At 64.1% G+C, this 17,415-nt stretch carries 16 protein-coding genes; 7 read left to right on the forward strand and 9 right to left on the reverse strand.

From position 1 onward, the window contains the following. Positions 1–87: 87 nt before the first annotated feature. From FHT08_RS01420 to FHT08_RS01430, 3 genes are read right to left on the reverse strand one after another with little or no spacing between them, the layout of a single operon-like run. A complete protein-coding gene (locus FHT08_RS01420) occupies positions 88–1,074 on the reverse strand; it encodes a lysylphosphatidylglycerol synthase transmembrane domain-containing protein (protein ID WP_166774052.1) in 987 nt (328 codons plus the stop codon). A 15-nt stretch (positions 1,075–1,089) separates the two neighbouring features. Next, positions 1,090–2,034: an electron transfer flavoprotein subunit alpha/FixB family protein gene (locus FHT08_RS01425; RefSeq protein WP_166774054.1), complete on the reverse strand. Its 945-nt coding sequence runs from the start codon at positions 2,032–2,034 to the stop codon at positions 1,090–1,092. Beyond that, positions 2,034–2,780 (reverse strand): electron transfer flavoprotein subunit beta/FixA family protein, encoded by a 747-nt coding sequence (locus tag FHT08_RS01430; protein ID WP_104536331.1) that lies wholly within the window; start codon positions 2,778–2,780, stop codon positions 2,034–2,036. Before FHT08_RS01430 ends, FHT08_RS01425 begins: the two co-directional genes overlap by 1 nt. Positions 2,781–3,006: 226 nt before the next feature. On the opposite strand from FHT08_RS01430, the gene rfbB reads away from it, so the two are divergent. From rfbB to rfbD, 4 genes are all read left to right on the forward strand, one after another. Next, positions 3,007–4,062: a dTDP-glucose 4,6-dehydratase gene (rfbB, locus tag FHT08_RS01435; protein ID WP_166774055.1), complete on the forward strand. Its 1,056-nt coding sequence runs from the start codon at positions 3,007–3,009 to the stop codon at positions 4,060–4,062. Positions 4,063–4,125: 63 nt separating this feature from the next. Then, positions 4,126–5,013, forward strand: a complete 888-nt coding sequence (rfbA, locus tag FHT08_RS01440) for a glucose-1-phosphate thymidylyltransferase RfbA (protein WP_166774057.1) — start codon at positions 4,126–4,128, stop codon at positions 5,011–5,013. Then, complete coding sequence (gene rfbC, locus FHT08_RS01445) at positions 5,010–5,567, forward strand: dTDP-4-dehydrorhamnose 3,5-epimerase (protein ID WP_166774059.1); 558 nt, start codon at positions 5,010–5,012, stop codon at positions 5,565–5,567. Before rfbA ends, rfbC begins: the two co-directional genes overlap by 4 nt. After that, positions 5,564–6,472, forward strand: a complete 909-nt coding sequence (gene rfbD, locus FHT08_RS01450; RefSeq protein ID WP_166774060.1) for a dTDP-4-dehydrorhamnose reductase — start codon at positions 5,564–5,566, stop codon at positions 6,470–6,472. Before rfbC ends, rfbD begins: the two co-directional genes overlap by 4 nt. 115 nt (positions 6,473–6,587) lie before the next feature. Here rfbD and FHT08_RS01455 read toward each other — a convergent pair whose 3' ends face one another. Together FHT08_RS01455 and FHT08_RS01460 are read right to left on the reverse strand one after the other, a co-directional pair. Beyond that, positions 6,588–7,991 (reverse strand): mannose-1-phosphate guanylyltransferase/mannose-6-phosphate isomerase, encoded by a 1,404-nt coding sequence (locus tag FHT08_RS01455; RefSeq protein ID WP_166774061.1) that lies wholly within the window; start codon positions 7,989–7,991, stop codon positions 6,588–6,590. A gap of 48 nt (positions 7,992–8,039) precedes the next feature. Next, positions 8,040–9,386 (reverse strand): phosphomannomutase, encoded by a 1,347-nt coding sequence (locus FHT08_RS01460; RefSeq protein WP_166774063.1) that lies wholly within the window; start codon positions 9,384–9,386, stop codon positions 8,040–8,042. A gap of 134 nt (positions 9,387–9,520) precedes the next feature. Here FHT08_RS01460 and FHT08_RS01465 point away from each other — a divergent pair, with 134 nt between their 5' ends. Both FHT08_RS01465 and FHT08_RS01470 read left to right on the forward strand, forming a co-directional pair. After that, entirely contained in the window at positions 9,521–10,252 is a 732-nt protein-coding gene (locus FHT08_RS01465; protein WP_166774065.1) for a CoA transferase subunit A, read from the forward strand. Further along, positions 10,252–10,893 (forward strand): 3-oxoacid CoA-transferase subunit B, encoded by a 642-nt coding sequence (locus FHT08_RS01470; RefSeq protein WP_166774067.1) that lies wholly within the window; start codon positions 10,252–10,254, stop codon positions 10,891–10,893. The genes FHT08_RS01465 and FHT08_RS01470 overlap by 1 nt, the downstream gene beginning before the upstream one ends. A 25-nt stretch (positions 10,894–10,918) precedes the next feature. Here the strand turns inward: FHT08_RS01470 and FHT08_RS01475 are convergent, their stop codons facing one another. Then, on the reverse strand, positions 10,919–12,985 hold the full coding sequence (locus FHT08_RS01475; protein WP_208408803.1) for a glycoside hydrolase family 99-like domain-containing protein: 2,067 nt from the start codon (positions 12,983–12,985) through the stop codon (positions 10,919–10,921). 17 nt (positions 12,986–13,002) lie between these two features. Further along, positions 13,003–14,652 (reverse strand): electron transfer flavoprotein-ubiquinone oxidoreductase, encoded by a 1,650-nt coding sequence (locus FHT08_RS01480; protein WP_166774071.1) that lies wholly within the window; start codon positions 14,650–14,652, stop codon positions 13,003–13,005. Positions 14,653–14,779: 127 nt separating this feature from the next. Here FHT08_RS01480 and FHT08_RS01485 point away from each other — a divergent pair, with 127 nt between their 5' ends. Further along, positions 14,780–15,379, forward strand: coding sequence for an alpha-ketoglutarate-dependent dioxygenase AlkB (locus tag FHT08_RS01485; protein WP_166774072.1), 600 nt, complete (start codon positions 14,780–14,782; stop codon positions 15,377–15,379). Positions 15,380–15,847: 468 nt separating this feature from the next. On the opposite strand, the gene FHT08_RS01490 is transcribed toward FHT08_RS01485, so the two are convergent. Beyond that, positions 15,848–16,492, reverse strand: coding sequence for an ABC-type transport auxiliary lipoprotein family protein (locus tag FHT08_RS01490; protein ID WP_166774074.1), 645 nt, complete (start codon positions 16,490–16,492; stop codon positions 15,848–15,850). Beyond that, complete coding sequence (locus FHT08_RS01495; protein WP_016903957.1) at positions 16,489–17,415, reverse strand: MlaD family protein; 927 nt, start codon at positions 17,413–17,415, stop codon at positions 16,489–16,491. Before FHT08_RS01495 ends, FHT08_RS01490 begins: the two co-directional genes overlap by 4 nt.

Below are 17,415 nucleotides of genomic sequence, written 5' to 3' on the forward strand. Positions count from 1 at the left end.
GAAACAGCCGGACGGGTGGAGCTGCTGGTAGGGGCGGACATCGACTGCCTGGCGATCCATTGCGGGGCGGCGATTATACCTAGTCGATCAACCTGCTTCTTCCCGCGATGCAAATTCTGCGATCAGCATGGCCGCCGCGCCGACGACAATGGCGTACCAGAGCGTGACCAGACGCGCCGCGACGGCGACCGCAATTGCCTCCGGGGTAGAGACCCCGAGCCGATCGAGCATCAACACGATGGCCAGTTCGGTGGTGCCGACGCCACCAGGGACGAACGACAGCGCGCCGATCAGCATCGCGAGCGGATAGATACCGAGCGCGACCATGGGGTCCAACTGCAAGCCCATGCCAACGCACAGGCTAACGAAGACAGCCGATGTCAGTCCCCAGGCGAGGAATCCGGCAAGCATGCTTTGCCCGAACGCGCGCAGATCCAGGCAGCTACGCAGCTCCAACGCCGCCGCGAGGCAGAAGCGGGCCAATCGTCGCAGCCAGCGGCCAGGAAGGCGCTCGGTTAAACGTGCCAGATTATTCAGTAGCGCAGGCCACGCCGCCGCCCCGAACAGCACACAGACAAATCCCAGCACCACGGCCACCAGGGCGCCCAGGGTCGGGAACACCGACGCAGCCAGCAGCGACAAGGACAGGATGACCAGCAGGTCGGACGCGCGCTCGAAGACGAAGACGCCCAACGTGCGCTCGGCCGGAATGCCCATGCGCGCGAAATAGCGAATCCGCATCAGTTCGCCGGCCTTGCCGGGCGTTGCGGTCAGGGCAAAGCCCGCCAGATAGCCAGCCAGGCCGGGTAACACCGGTACATGATGCCCCTTGCGGCGGAGGAGCCAGTGCCACCGCCAGTACCGGAACAGATACGTGATGGAGACCGGCACGATTGCGAGCGACATCAACTGCCAGAGCCCGCTCAGCCGCGAAAAGGTCCCGTTTCCGTGGTCCACCCAGACCAATACGGCGACATACCCGGCGCACAGCAGGAGAACGAAGGCGGCCAGATAATCCAGACGGTGCCGCAATCTTGCGGCACCGTCGATGCTGGGAGGCAAAGGTGAATCCATTGCAGCAGAAGGGCCTCAGCCCAGTGCAGCCTCCAGCTCCGGCAGCAGCGTGAACAAATCCCCCACCAACCCGATATCGGCAATCTCGAAGATCGGCGATTCCGGGTCCTTGTTGATCGCCACGATCGTGCCGGCGTCCTTGATGCCGGTCAGATGCTGGATCGCGCCGCTGATGCCGATCGCCACGTACAGCTCGGGTGCGATGATCTTGCCGGTCTGGCCGACCTGCAGTTCGTTCGGTACGTAGCCGGCGTCCACGGCGGCGCGCGAGGCGCCCACGGCGGCGCCGAGTTTGTCGGCCAGGCTGTAGATGTGCTGGAAGTTCTCGGCCGAGCCGACGCCGCGGCCGCCGGAGACCACGCGCTTGGCGCTCTGCAGGTCCGGGCGATCGGAGCTGCCTGCGGCCAGGCCGACGAAGCGGGTGTGGGTGGGCAGCGCGGCATCGGCAGTGACTGCTTCGACCGTCGCACTGCCGCCGGCTGCCGCTTCCGGCCAGGAGGCGCTGCGCACGGTGGCGACCACGACCTGGTCGGCCGGCGCTTTCACCGTGATGATCGCGTTGCCGGCATAGATCGGGCGCTTGAAGGTGTAGGCATCGTCGACCGCCATCAGATCGGAGACCTGGTTGACGCCAAGCAGCGCGGCCACCACCGGCATCAGGTCCTTGCCGAAGGTAGTCGAGGGACCGAACACATGGGTGTAGCCCTTGCCGGCGAGCTGGGCGATCTGCGGCCCCAGGACCTGCGCGATGGCATGTTCGTTGGCGGCGTTTGCCACCGTCAGCACGCGAGCAACACCCGCCAGCTGCGCGGCCTGGGTCGCAACCGCGGCAGGATCGGCCGCGAGCACGACGATGTCGATGGATTCGGCCGACACCGCCAGCGCGGCGCTCAGGGTCTTGGCAGTGGCCGCATTGAGCTGGCCGTTGAGATGTTCGGCAACGATGAGAACCTTGGCCATTACAGCAACCCCTTCTGCTTGAGTGCGGCCACCAGCTCGGCGGCGTCCTTGACCATCACGCCGCGGCTGCGCTTGGACGGCGGCGCGTAGTGGGTGGTGGCCAGGCTATCGTGCGCAGCGACGCCGAGATCGGCAAATGCCAGCGTTTCCAGCGGCTTGCTCTTGGCCTTCATGATGTCCGGCAACTTGATGAAGCGCGGCTCGTTCAGGCGCAGATCGGTGGTGACCACTGCCGGCAGGTCCACTTCCAGCGTCTCCAGGCCGGCATCGACTTCGCGGGTCACCGTGGCCTTGCCATCGGCGACGACCAGCTTGCCGGCGAAGGTCGCCTGCGGGCGGCCCCACAGGGTAGCCAGCATCTGGCCAGTCTGGTTGGCATCGTCGTCGATCGCCTGCTTGCCCAGGATGACCAGGTCCGGCTGTTCCTTTTCGACCAGCTTGAGCAGGGTGCGCGCGGCGGTCAGCGGCTGGATCGCCGCGTCGGTGACCACGTGGATGGCGCGGTTGGCGCCCATGGCCAGGCCGTTTCGCAGATGCGCCGCAGCATCGGCCGGCGCCAGGGTAGCGACCACCACCTCGGTGGCGATGCCGGCGTCGCGCAGGCGCAACGCCTCTTCCAGGGCGATTTCGTCGAACGGGTTCGGCGAGAGCTTGACGCCGTCGGTGACCACACCGGAGCCATCGGGCTTGACCTGAATGCGGACGTTGTAGTCCACCACGCGCTTGTAGGCGACGAGGATTTTCATCGTGTAGGAGATCCTTCAGCTGTTGCGGGAAGGCCCGGCCGCGGCGGCAGGCTCGGGAGTATGGTCATTCTAACCGGGCAGGGCGCACCATGCGATGGCGTATGGATGCTGCGGCGCAACACCTCCGCGCATTGTTTGGGTACTGCTTAGGCCCGGTATTGCTCTGACCGTATATCCTGTGTGGTTTGAAACGCAGCGCGGCGCGCGCGACCAGGAGGGGTAGATAGTGGCGACTTGGCTAGTGACCGGCGGGGCCGGCTTTATCGGCGGAAATTTCGTTCTCGAGGCAGTCGCGCGCGGGATCCGCGTGATCAATCTCGACGCGCTCACCTATGCGGGGAACCTGAAAACGCTTTCATCGCTGGAGGGTAACCCGGACCATGTCTTCGTCGAGGGCGACATCGGCGACGGCGCGCTCGTGACTCGTCTGCTGCAGGAACATCAGCCGGACGCAGTGCTGAACTTCGCTGCCGAAAGCCATGTGGATCGCTCGATCGAGGGCCCTGGCGCGTTCGTCCAGACCAACGTCGTCGGCACCCTGGCCTTGCTCGAAGCGGTGCGCGACTACTGGAAAGCGCTGCCGGACGCGCGTTGCGCGGCCTTCCGGTTCCTGCATGTGTCCACCGACGAGGTCTATGGCACGCTGGGCGAGACCGGCAAGTTCACCGAAACCACGCCGTATGCGCCCAATTCTCCGTATTCGGCGTCCAAGGCGGCTTCGGATCATCTGGTGCGCGCGTTTCACCACACCTACGGGCTGCCGGTGCTGACCACCAACTGCTCGAACAACTACGGCCCGTACCATTTCCCGGAAAAGCTCATTCCGCTGGTGATCGCCAAGGCGCTGGCAGGCGAGCCGTTGCCGGTGTACGGCGACGGCAAGCAGGTGCGCGACTGGTTGTTCGTCAGCGACCATTGCGAGGCGATCCGCACCGTGCTGGCCAAGGGCAAGGTCGGTGAGACCTACAACGTGGGCGGCAACTCCGAGCGCCAGAACATCGAGGTCGTGCAGGCGATCTGTGCGTTGCTGGATCAGCATCGCCCGCGTGAAGACGGCAAGCCGCGCGCGAGCCAGATCACCCATGTCACCGACCGCCCCGGACACGACCGTCGCTACGCGATCGATGCCTCCAAGTTGAAGAACGACCTGGGCTGGGAGCCGGCGTATACCTTCGAGCAAGGCATCGCGCAGACGGTGGAGTGGTACCTGACCAACCAGGCCTGGGTGCAGGGCGTGCTGGATGGCAGCTATCGGCTGGAACGGATCGGCGCCGCGGCCTAACGCGAGCCATTAGCAAGGGCCCGCGCATGCATGCGTGTGCGGGCCTCCAACAGGACATCCCCGATGACACAACGTAAAGGCATCATTCTGGCGGGCGGCTCGGGCACGCGCCTGTACCCGATCACCAAGGGCGTCAGCAAGCAGCTGTTGCCGGTGTACGACAAGCCGATGATCTATTACCCGCTGAGCGTGCTGATGCTCGCGGGGATTCGCGACATTCTGATCATCAACACGCCGCACGAGCAGGCGCTGTTCCAGTCGCTGCTGGGCGATGGTTCCCAGTGGGGCGTCAATATCCAGTATGCCGTGCAGCCCAACCCGGACGGTCTGGCGCAGGCCTATCTGATTGGGCGCGAGTTCGTCGACGGCAAGCCGAGTTGCCTGGTGTTGGGCGACAATATTTTCCATGGGCATGGCCTGACCGACACCTTGCGTCGCGCCGATGCGCGTGAGCAGGGTGCCACCGTCTTCGGTTACTGGGTCAACGATCCCGAGCGCTACGGCGTTGCCGAATTCGATCAGCAAGGCAAGGTCATCGACATCGCCGAAAAGCCGGAAAAGCCCCGTTCCAACTACGCGGTCACCGGGCTGTATTTCTATGACGGCAAGGCCAGCGACTACGCGGCTGCCTTGAAGCCCTCGCCGCGCGGCGAGCTGGAGATCACCGATCTCAACCGCTGCTATCTCGATGCCGGCGACCTGCACCTGGAGCCCCTGGGGCGCGGGTATGCCTGGCTGGATACCGGCACGCATCAGTCATTGCACGAAGCGGCCAATTTCATCGAGACCATCCAGATGCGTCAGGGTCTACAGGTGTGCTGCCCGGAAGAAATCGCATTTGGCCAGGGCTGGATCGATGCCGAGCAGCTCGAGCGCCTGGCGGCGCCGTTGTTGAAGAATGACTATGGCAGGTATCTGCACGAATTGGCCGTACGAGGAGTAGTGCCTTGAAAGTGATCGAAACGCGTCTACCCGGTTGCGTCGTCATCGAGCCGGCGGTGTTCGGCGATGCGCGCGGCTATTTCTTCGAAACATGGAATGCCGAACGCTTCGGCCAGCACGGCTTGCCGACGCACTTCGTGCAGAGCAATGTGTCCACCTCCGCCAAGGGCGTGCTGCGCGGTCTGCACTACCAGTGGCCGCGTCCGCAGGGCAAGCTGGTCAGCGTGCTGGAGGGCGAGGTCTATGACGTCGCCGTCGATGTTCGTCACGGCTCGCCCAACTTCGGTCAATGGGCGGCGGTGGTGCTGAGCGCGGAGAACAAGAAGCAGTTCTGGATTCCGGAAGGCTTCGCGCACGGCTTTGCGGTGTTGTCCGAACGTGCAGTGTTCAGTTACCTGTGCACCGACGTCTATGTCAAGGAAGCCGATGCCGGCGTGCGCTGGGACGATGCGGCGATCGGGATCGACTGGCCGATCAGCGATCCGTTGCTGTCTGCCAAGGATGCCGACGCGCCGTTCCTGGGCGACGTAGCGGTTGATCGCTTGCCGGTGTTTACCCCGTGACCACCTTGGTCTTCGGGGCGAACGGGCAGGTCGGCACCGAGCTGCTGCGCGCACTGGCAACCGATGGTGCAGTGCAGGCCACCACGCGCAGCGGTCAGTTGCCTGACGGCAGTGCCTGCGAGGTGGCGGACTTCGACGCGCCGCAGACGCTGACGTCCTTGCTGGACCGGATCGGCCCGACCCGCGTCGTCAATGCCGCCGCCTACACCGCAGTGGATCGCGCCGAGCAGGACCGCGACGGTGCATTGCGTGCCAATGCGACGTCGCCCGGCATCATCGCGGCATGGTGTGCATCCAACAATGTGCCGTTGGTGCACTATTCGACCGACTACGTTTTCGACGGGCAGGGCACCGCGCCGTATCCGGAAGATGCGCGCACCTCGCCGCTGGGCGTGTATGGCCAGACCAAGCTTGCTGGCGAGGAGGCGATCCGCGCTTCGGGCGCACAGCATCTGATCCTGCGCACGGCCTGGGTGTACGCCTCGCACGGCGCGAATTTCCTGCGCACCATGTTGCGTGTCGGTGCCGAGCGCGAGGAACTGCGGGTGGTGGCCGATCAGGTCGGAACACCGACACCCGCCGCCCTGATTGCCGATGTCACCGCGCAGTTGCTGCGCCAACGCAGACCCGACACCTCGGGTACCTGGCACCTCACGGCTGCAGGGCAGACCAGCTGGCATGGCTTTGCCGAGGCGATCTTCCAGGAAGCTGTCGGCGCAGGCTTGCTGTCGCGCGCACCGCGCGTGGTGCCGATCACGACCGCCGACTACCCGACGCCCGCAAAGCGGCCGGCATATTCGCGGCTGTCGATCGACAAACTGCAGCGTGATTTCGACATCGTGTTGCCGGACTGGCAGATCGGCCTGCAGCGCGTGATTGCCGAAATCGCCGCTGCCAGACAGTAAATCCGCGACCCTGGTCGGTGGCGATATTTCCTCCGACCAAGGGATGCCGCAAAAACAAACAGCCGGGAATTCCCGGCTGTTTGTGTATGTGTTGCAGAGTCCTGAAAGCGACCGATCAGGTCCGCCCGTAGGTGTCTTCGAAACGCACGATGTCGTCTTCGCCCAGATAGCTGCCGGACTGCACTTCGATCAGTTCCAGCGGCAATTTGCCCGGGTTTTTGAGGCGATGGGTGACGCCCAGCGGGATGTAGGTACTCTGGTTTTCGGTCAGCAGCAGCACTTCTTCACCGCGGGTGACCTCGGCAGTGCCGCTCACCACGATCCAGTGCTCGGCGCGATGGTGGTGCATCTGCAGGCTGAGCGTGGCGCCCGGCTTGACGGTGATACGCTTGACCTGGAAACGCTGGCCCATGTCGATCGAATCGTAGGCGCCCCACGGACGATAGACCTTGCGGTGCCAGGTGGCCTCGGAACGTCCGGCCGATTTGATCTGGCTGACCACTTCCTTGACCTCCTGGATGCGGTCGCGGTGTCCGACCAATACCGCGTCGTCGGTTTCCACCACCACCACATTCTCCAGACCGACCATGGCGATCAGGCGCGAGCCATACGCATAGGTGTTCTGGCAATCCAGTTGGATGACATCGCCATGGTGCGCATTGCCCTGGGCGTCCTGCTTGGACACATCCAGCAGCGACGACCACGAACCGACATCGTTCCAGCCGGCATCCAGCGGCACCACCACCGCATCGGCGGTCTTCTCCATCACTGCATAATCGATCGAATCTGACGGACTGGAGGCAAATGCATCCTTGTCCAGACGGGTAAAGTCGGCGTCGCGCTTGCCGCCTTCCCATGCCTTCTGGCACGCATCGGCGATGGCGGGCTGGAACTTGCGTAGCTCCTCCAGGTAGCGCGAGGCACGGAACAGGAACATGCCGCTGTTCCAGTAATACTCGCCGCTGGCCAGATAGCCTTGCGCGGTAGCCAGGTCGGGCTTTTCGACAAAGCGCTCGACGGCGCTGACGCCCGTACCCGCGCTTGCCTTGATATAGCCGTAGCCGGTTTCTGGCGCGGTGGGCTTGATGCCGAAGGTAACCAGCTTGCCTTGTTCGGCCGCAGTCGCAGCCAAGGTGACCGCGGCCTGGAATGCCGCTTCATCCTGAATCACGTGGTCGGACGGCAGCACCAGCAACAGCGGGTCGCTACCGTTGCGCGTCGCTTCCAGTGCAGCAACGGCGATGGCAGGTGCGGTATTACGCCCCTTGGGCTCAAGCAGGATGGCCGACGGTTTCACGCCCAACTGCTGCAACTGCTCGGCGGCCATGAAGCGGTGCTCTTCGTTGGCCACCACGATGGGTGCATGCGCCGCTATCGGAGCGGAACGCAGCCAGGTGGCCTGCAGCATGCTGTGCTCGCCGACCAGCGGCAGGAACTGCTTGGGATAGGATTCGCGCGACAACGGCCACAGGCGCGTGCCGGAACCGCCGGACAGGATGATGGGAAGGACGTCGCTCATGGGCGGGGGAAACTCCAAAGTGCGTCTATAGGTGGGAGAGGGGGTGAATCAGCCGCGCAGCAGATCGGAAATTTCCTGCGTGCGCGTTTCCAGCAGTGCGGCATCGCCGCGCGTTTCCACGTTCAGACGCAGCAGCGGCTCGGTATTGGAGCTGCGCAGGTTGAAGCGCCATTGGCCGAAGTCGGCACTGATGCCGTCGGTGTAGTCCAGCTCCGGCGACTGGTCGCTGTAGTGATCCATCACGCGGGCAACCGCCGCCTTGGCGTCGTCCACCTTGAAGTTGATCTCGCCGCTGCAGGGGAATTTCTGCATGCGCGCTTCGACCAGATCCGCCAGCGAACGACCGGACTGCGACACCAGCTCGGCGATCAACAACCACGGAATCATGCCGGAGTCGGCGTAGGCAAACTCGCGGAAATAATGGTGCGCACTCATTTCGCCGCCATACACGGCGTTTTCGCTGCGCATCTTTTCCTTGATGAAAGCATGGCCGCTCTTGCACAGCACCGGAATGCCGCCGGCGTCTTCGACCATCTCGACGGTGTTCCAGGTCAGGCGCGGGTCGTGTACGACCTTGCCACCGGGCTGCTTGGCCAGGATCGCCTGGGCCAGCAGGCCGACCAGGTAATAGCCTTCGATGAAGCGGCCAGTATGATCGAAGAAGAAGCAGCGATCGAAGTCGCCGTCCCAGGCAATGCCGAAATCGGCGCCGTGTTCCTTGACCGCCCTGGCAGTGGCGTCGCGGTTCTCCGGCAGCAGCGGGTTGGGGATGCCGTTGGGAAAGTTGCCATCTGGTTCGTGGAAGACACGGACGAACTCGAACGGCAGCTGCGGTGCAAGCAGGTCGACGATCAGGCCGGCGCCGCCGTTGCCGGCGTTAACCACCAACTTGAGCGGCTTGAGCGTGCTGCGGTCCACGTAGCTGAGCAGATGCTCAAGATATGCGGTCTTGTCGGTGCGGCTCTGCTCGCTTGCGGTTGGCTCGCCGGGTGCAGCGGTATCGGCAGCGACGGTGTCGCGGATCGCGAACAGGCCGGTGTCGGAGCTGATCGGTCGCGCCTGCTCGCGGACCAGCTTCATGCCGTTGTAGTCCATCGGGTTATGGCTGGCAGTGACCATCACGCCGCCGGCCGCCTTGAGGTGATCGGTCTGGAAATAGACCTCCTCAGTGCCGCACAGGCCGATGTCGATCACTTCGCGGCCGCTGGCGCGCAGGCCCGCCGAGAGCGCTTCCTGCAGGCCGGGACTGGCCAGGCGCACGTCATGGCCCAAGACCACTGGCCCTTGCTCCAGCTGCGCCGCCAGTGCCACGCCGATGCGGCGCGCCAAGTCCTCGTTGAGTTCATCCGGCACGCGGCCGCGAATGTCGTAGGCCTTGAAGGCGGGTAGCGTCATGGGCAATTCCTGGGGTGGGGGATTTCCGAGTTTAGCGGCTGCGCCGTGTCTTGGGTGTGGCGGAATTGCGACCGGGGACAGGGAACAGTCAGCGGCTAGAATGGCCGCTTCACATCAGCGAGGCGAGGGCGGTGATGAGCAATGGTGGACGTGGTGCGGCAAGCGGCAAACGCTATGCCGACGCCGGTGCGGCGCTGGATGGGGTGCTGGCCGATGGCCAGACCCTGGCGGTCGGCGGCTTCGGATTGTGCGGAATCCCGGAAGCGCTGATTGCGGCAGTACGCGCGAGCGGGGTCGGCGGATTGACCGTGATCTCCAACAATGCGGGTGTCGATGGATTCGGGCTGGGTCAATTATTGGCCACCCGGCAGATCCGCAAGATGATTTCGTCCTACGTGGGCGAGAACAAGGAATTCGAGCGGCAGTACCTGGCCGGCGAATTGGAGCTGGAATTCAACCCGCAGGGCACGCTGGCCGAGCGCCTGCGCGCGGGCGGTGCGGGAATTCCCGCGTTCTATACCGCAACCGGCTACGGCACCATCGTCGCCCAAGGCAAGGAAACCCGGCAATTCGACGGCAAGCAGTACGTGATGGAAACCGCGCTGCAGGCCGATGTCGCCCTGGTCAAGGCCTGGCGTGCGGATGCGGCCGGCAACCTGGTGTTCCGCAAGACCGCGCGCAACTTCAACCCGGCCTGCGCCATGGCCGGCCGCGTCTGCGTTGCCGAGGTCGAGGAGATCGTGGAGGTGGGCGCGATCGATCCGGATCAGGTGCATCTGCCCGGCATCTATGTCGACCGGCTGGTGCTCAACGCCTCCCCGGAAAAACGCATCGAACAGCGCACCGTGCGCGAAGGAAAGCATTGATGGCCTGGACCAGAGACCAGATGGCCGCACGTGCGGCGCGCGAATTGACCGATGGCGCCTACGTCAACCTGGGCATCGGCCTGCCGACGCTGGTGGCCAATCACATTCCCGATGGCGTGGACGTCTGGCTGCAATCGGAGAACGGCCTGCTCGGCATCGGCCCGTTTCCCACCGAGGACGAGGTGGATGCGGACCTGATCAATGCCGGCAAGCAGACAGTCACCGCACGTGCCGGCGCCAGTTATTTCGGCAGCCACGACTCGTTCGCGATGATCCGCGGCGGGCACATCGATCTGGCGATTCTCGGTGCAATGCAGGTGACCGAGCGCGGCGACCTGGCCAACTGGATGGTGCCCGGCAAGATGGTCAAGGGCATGGGCGGCGCGATGGACCTGGTGGCCGGCGTCAAGCGCGTTGTCGTGCTGATGGAGCACGTCGCCAAGGACGGCAGCCACAAGATCCTGCACGAATGCGACCTGCCATTGACCGGCGTCGGCGTGGTCGATCGCATCATCACCGACCTGGCGGTATTCGATGTCACCGATGGCGGACTGGTGTTGGTAGAGGCGGCCGAGGGAGCAGAGCTGGAGGAGTTGCGCGCCAAAACCGGTGTCGCATTCGTTGTGCAAGCAGGGGACTAGTTCCGTTGCAATCGGCAAGGCGCCGTCACGGCGCCCTGCGTGCATACCGATAAGGCTCGGCCAATGGTGTTTTGGCAATGCCCAGTGTTTGTTCGATCGTGGTGACGCGATGCCCGGAATGCGTCACTGCGAGACCGATGAAGCGCTCGATCGCATGCGCAAGGGTGCCGTCGATCTGGCCTTGTTCGCTTTCAAATTCGCTCGGATGAAGATGCGCATCCAGCAATGGGCGTAGCGCCTCCAGCCGTGCCCAGAACATGCTGCCGGAAGCAAACAAGCTATCTGCGTCCAGTGCATCCGTGCCTGTGCGAACGGCAAGATAATCCAGTGCGTCAGCATTGCCGCCGATAAAGTCGGTTACTGGTAATAGATGGCCATCAGGTGCCATGAGGCCGACGGACGGATCGGTAGAGAACGCGTCCACGATCGCATCGACCCGCTGCGGCATTAGCAATGCGGCAAGCATCTCGTTCCGCCAGGCATTTCCGTCATCGCGATGGGTCGATTTCTTGGTGTGCAGCTTCAAAACCAGCTGCACGCCCTCATCGAGTAGCCGGTTGGCCACGTGCAGGAAAGGCAGGATGTCGCGTCCACGATTTTCAAAGCCTTCCACCTCGGCCTCGATGCCGCGCTGCTGCACGCACTTACTGACTTCTGTGACCTTGGTGAGGTCGGTCGTGATGACGATGCGCAACGGCGTTCCGCACTCAGCAATTGCATCAAGCATCTCGGTTAGTACATCAAGATACCAGGCGTGCAAGACCACGCATACGCTTGGCGGACGTGCTTCAGTTGCGATCTCGGGCACGCGCGTCAGCGCCTGTCGTGTTGCCTCCAGCCATGCGTATCCCATGCGCGCATCTGGTTCGAGTACCGCGCCTTCGGCCCACTCGTTCCATGCATTGATGAACACCATGCGCTCAGCCGGCGGCGCACCGGCAAGGCGACGTTGCAGGGTGCGCGATAGCCAGTCCCGGTAGCGACGGGGGGATGCGTACAGGTAGATGCGCCCTTTTCCAGAGCGTCGTGGTTCGTTGTCCCAGCCCGGATTTACGCCCGGGTATAGCGTGTAATGGCGTAGCGGTCGCTGTTCCATGTCGCGCGCAAGTTCTCGCCAATCGAGTACCTCGCCATTGAACTCCTGGTTCACCAATCGCTGTCTGGCAGTGACCGACGCTGGCGTACTCATATTGGGAGGGAACTCGACTGCGGCATCGAATCCGATGTCGCGCGGATCGGGGCGCTCAAAACCCTGCACATAGACCAGGTGAATTTCGCCGACCCCGTTATCGCGACACCACTTGCGCCAACGCGCTGCGGTCCGTGCGGGGTCGGGCAATAAATGTGGCCGATACACCAATAGCAACGGGCGGCCATCCACGCGCAGATACGTCGGATTACGTAGGTAAGTCGCGATATGGGCGATAAAGGCGAGGTCGTCCTCGGCGCTGTGCGACTGGTCGATCAGAATGTCATCGCCACGGCCATCCCAGCGGCGCGCCCACTTCTCGTTTGCCCAGCAGAGGCAAAAAGGCAACGTGATCGAGGCGTCTTCGTGCCATTGGGCAACCGGCATTTCCAGCAAGGTTTTACCGGCAAACCAATAGAAATAAAAGCAGAACGCGCCAAGGCCATACTCCTGTGCCAAACGTGCCTGCTCGCGCATGACCTGCGGGGTGCGAAGGTCGTAGAAGCCCAGATCCGCCGGAAGGCGCGGTTGTTGATGGCCTTCAAACTGTGCGAGCGCGCGGCTGACATTGCGCCATTCGGTAAAGCCTTTGCCCCACCACGCATCGTTCTCCGGGATGGGATGAAATTGCGGCAGATAGAACGCAACCAGGGTTGCGGGAAGCGTCTCGGGCAATGCGGAAGTGCGATAAGGTACGTGGCCGATCGCCGCTTCATCACTGCGTGCTGCTGGGCGTCGCCAGATGCCATGGGCTGCACGGCCGCGTACAGGCTCAGGTACCCAGTCGGCATGTCGGTCCAGGAACCAGCTGCGCCACCGGTCACGTGTCGCATCACTCAAAGGAACTGCACGAAACCCTGCGCGCAACAGTCCAAACAGTTGCGCGCGCACACGTGACTGCATCGAGCGTCCCGCTGTATTCACAGATTCTGGTAGTTCGGGCCCGAACCACCCTCCGGCGTGACCCAGGTGATGATCTCGTAGGGGTCCTTGATGTCGCAGGTCTTGCAGTGCACGCAGTTGGCGGCGTTGATCTGCAGGCGCTTGCCGGAGGGGCTGCCGGTGTCTGCGACCATTTCGTAGACGTTGGCCGGGCAGAAGCGGGTGCAGGGGTTGTCGTATTCCTGCACGCAGCGGGTGGCGCACACGTCGGTGTCGAGCACTTTCAGGTGCACGGGCTGGTCTTCGTCATGCTCGGTGGCGGCGAAGTAGACCGCCTGCAGGCGGTCGCGCGGGGCGAGCTCGCGCGTGCCGTAGTCACGCCTGGGTTGCTCGTAGTCGCCGATCTTGTGCAATGCCGACCAGTCGGGTTTGTTCTTCAGCGTCCATGGCGAGGCGCCCTTGAGCGCGGTTTCCCAGGCGGCGTTGAGCAAGCCGAACCACAGGCCTTTCTTGAAGCCTGGCTTGATGTTGCGCACCTGCTTCAGCTCGGTCATCGCATCGGACGCGCGCAACTTGGCATCGAAGCCTTGCGGTACCAGCTGCGATTGCACAAGATGTTCGGCGGCCAGCATGCCGCTACGGATCGCCTGATGGGTGCCCTTGATCTTGGGCACGTTGAGCAGGCCGGCGGTGTCGCCGATCAACAGGGCGCCCGGCATTTCCACCTTCGGCAGCGATTGCCAGCCGCCGGTGACGATGGCGCGCGCGCCCGCCGAGAGGATGCTGCCACCTTCCAGCAATGGCTTGATCAGCGCGTGGTTCTTCCATTGCTGGAAGGCTTCCCACGGCTGGTACATCGGGTCGCTGTAGTCCAGCCCGCTCACATAGCCGAGCGCGATCTGGTTGTTGTCCAGGTGATACAGGAAGCTGCCGCCGTAGGTGCGGTTGTCGGCGGGCCAGCCGAGCGTGTGCACGATCTTGCCGGGGCTGACGCGCCCCTCGGTTACCTGCCACAGCTCCTTGATGCCGATCGAATAGCCCTGCGGGTCGGCATCGGCGGTGAGGTCGAAGCGCTTGAGCAGGCGCTTGGTCAGATGCCCGCGCGCGCCTTCGGCCAGTACCGTGACCTTGGCGCGGATGTCGATGCCGGCGGTGTAGCCCGGCTTGTGCGATCCGTCCTTGGCCACGCCCATGTCGCCGATACGCACGCCGACGACCTGGTCGTTGTCGTCGTGCAGCGTCTCGGCGGCGGCAAAGCCCGGGTAGATCTCCACGCCCAGCGCTTCGGCCTGCGGCGCCAGCCAGGCGCACATTGCGCCCAGGCTGACGATGAAGTTGCCGTGGTTGCGCATGCCTGGCGGCACCACCGGGAACTTGCGCGCGCGGTCCTTGCCGAGAAACCAGAACTCGTCGTCGGTGGCGGCCACGCAGATCGGCGGCGGGTTGTCGCGCCAGCCCGGCAGCAAGGCATCCAGCGGGCCCGGCTCGATCACCGCGCCGGACAGGATATGCGCACCGATGGTGCTGGATTTTTCGATCACGCAGACGCTGATGGCCGGATCGAGCTGCTTGAGCCGGATCGCAAAGGCCAGCCCGGCCGGACCGGCGCCGACGGTGACGACGTCGTACTCCATCACGTCGCGCTCGACCGTCTCTGGCGCATATGCGCCGACTCCTGCTTCCGACATTGCTCCGCTCCCGTTGGCTCGATGGCTGCTGCGCATTTTCCGGGATTCGAGGTGACGGCGGCAAATCGGATCGATTCATCGACGCCGCGCAGCTTCCACTCAGCAGGTGCGTGCTAGCGTTTGCTGCATGAAGATTCGGATTGCATTGCCGCAAGCAGAGATCGCCTGGTGCCGCGGTTGGTTGCCGCGCGCGCAGGCCGATGTGCTGATGCAGGCACTGCTGGCGCAGGTGCAGTGGGAGGTGCATCGCATCCGCATGTTCGGGCGAATGGTGGATTCGCCACGCTTGAGCAGTTGGATCGGCGATCCGGAGGCGAGTTATCGCTACTCGGGCACGCAGTTCGCGCCGCAGCCGTGGCTGGACGCGCTGCAGCCGGTGCGCGCACGATTGCAGGCCGAGACCGGCCGGCCGTTCAACAGCATGCTGGTCAACCGCTATCGCTCGGGCAACGATGCGATGGGCTGGCATAGCGACGACGAGCCGGAGCTGGGCGTACAGCCGCTGATTGCGTCATTGAGTCTGGGTGCGACGCGGCGGTTTGCATTCAAGCATCGCCACGATGCGGCGGTGAAGCAGACGCTGGAGCTGGCGCATGGTGATCTGCTGTTGATGGGCGGCGATACCCAGCGCCACTACAAGCATGCATTGCCGCGCACCGCAAAGCCCATCGGCGAGCGCATCAATCTGACCTTTCGTCAGATTGCGCCGCGCGTGTCCCAGCCATAAGAGCGGCTAACGAAGCGTAGCGAGCGCTTGGCTGGCGGTGAGTGCAGTGTTTTTGTTGTCCACATCTTGGTGGATGCAGTCAGCAGGCAGAGTCAAACGCTGAGTGGGTCGAGGGCGCGGTGCCCTCATCGCTCGCGGGACACGCCGTGAACCCGTCCCTGGGGGCTCGGTGGCGGCATCCATGCCGCCACACGGTCCCGCAATCGGTGAGGACACCGCACCAGACAGTTTGCTGGCTGCTTTGTTGAAAGCCATGCACACCGACCATCTCGACGGGTCCTTGCCCGCCCACCGTCGCGGGACCTTATGCGGCATGGATGCCCCAGAAGAGCCTACATGGACGTACTTGCGGCGTGTCCCGCAATGGTGGGCGGGCAAGGGCCCTGCAGCCAGGCCGCAGATCAGCCGCCCCGCGGTAGACCGGCGTGAAGTGCTTTTGTTAACCGCTCTAAGATCTGTCGCCTGCGCTTACAACGAACGCGGCAGGGTCTGGCTGTCCTGCTGGCCGGTGACCAAGGTCCAGCCGACTAGTTCGGTGGTGACCTGCGTCATCGCCTGTTCGAATGCCGCTGCCACGGCAGCCGTGTCGGTGCCGCTGGACGGGCGTGCGACCAGGAAGGTGCGCGAGGCCACCACGCGCTGATCGGCGGCGTGCAGCAGTTTGGCGTTGAGCTCGATGGTGGCCGAGGGCAGCGACTGGCCGGCGTAATCGGACTCGAAGCGGCGCAGGTCGATCGCCAGCTTGTAGTCGGAGCGGATGCCGGTGCCGACACGGGCGACGGCGGCGATCTTGCCGGAGTCCTCGAACGCGCGTACCACGCTGTCTTCCAGCATGTCGGTGGCCGGCTGCGCCCAGCCTGCGCCGTGATAGACCTGCAACTCGCCCGGGGTCGGGCGCACGTTGATGCGCGGGCTGTCGATCACCCGCGCGGCGCTGGGCTTGGACACCGACAGCTGCCAGGTTACCTGCGGCCAGGACGGGTTCGGCGTGATCCGCACAGTGGGCGCGTAGATGGTGGCCGGCTTCTGGTCGCCGCCGGTCAACACCGAGCAGCCGCCCAGCGCCAGCAACGAAACGCAGAACAAGGGACGCAACAGGCGCATGGCAGTCATTTCGGTTCGAACTCCTTGGGTGCGTCGCGGCCGAGCAGGTAGCGCGCAGGGTTGTTGTCCAGTTTGTCGCTGACCCGGCGCAGATCGCGGATCAGGCCGCGCAATTCGGTCAGCGTAGGCCCGAGCTGGCCCAGTCCGTCGTTGGCAAAACTATTGATGGCCGCGCGGTTTTCGCCAAGGATGTTGTCGGCGTTGCCGGCGGCCGAATCCAGCTTGACCAGGGTGGCATCGAGCTTTTCCAGGATGCCCGGCAGCTGCTGCACCAGGTTCTGGTCCAGCCGCTTGATGGTGCCGTTGGTGGTGGTCAGGGTGGTGTCCAGATTGCGCGCGGCATCACGCGCGCTGACGATCAGCGCCTGCATGCCCTCGTCGCGATCGGCAATACCGCCGCTGATCTTTTCCAGGTTCTGCAAGGTGGCGGTGATGCTGGCCACGTTCTTGTCCGAGAGCATCTGGTCCATGCGCTCGACGATGCGGTTGGCGGTGTCGGTGATGTTCTGCAACGCCGACGGCGTGGTCTGGATGATCGGCGCATCGCTCTTGTCGATGGTGGTCAGCGACGGTGCCTCGGGCGTGCCGCCGGAGAGTTGGATGATCGACGGGCCGGTCAGGCTGGTGATGGCCAGCTTGGCGCGGGTATCGCTCTTGATCGGCGTGGTGGAGTTCACCCGCACGTGCGCGACGACCTGGCGCGGGTCGTTGGGCGCCAGCGTCAGCTCGGTGATCGAGCCGACCGCGATGCCGTTGTATTGCACGGGGCTGCCGACGGTCAGGCCGGTCACCGCCTCACGGAACACGACCCGGTATTGCTGCCAGGTACGGTCGGAGGAGTATTTCGCGGCCCATAGCCCGAACAGCAGCAGGGCCAGGCCCGCCACGATAGTGAAGGCGCCGATCAGGACGTAATTGGCTTTGGTTTCCAT

The organism is Xanthomonas sp. CFBP 8151 (assembly GCF_011761885.1).
Taxonomy (GTDB): domain Bacteria; phylum Pseudomonadota; class Gammaproteobacteria; order Xanthomonadales; family Xanthomonadaceae; genus Xanthomonas; species Xanthomonas arboricola_B.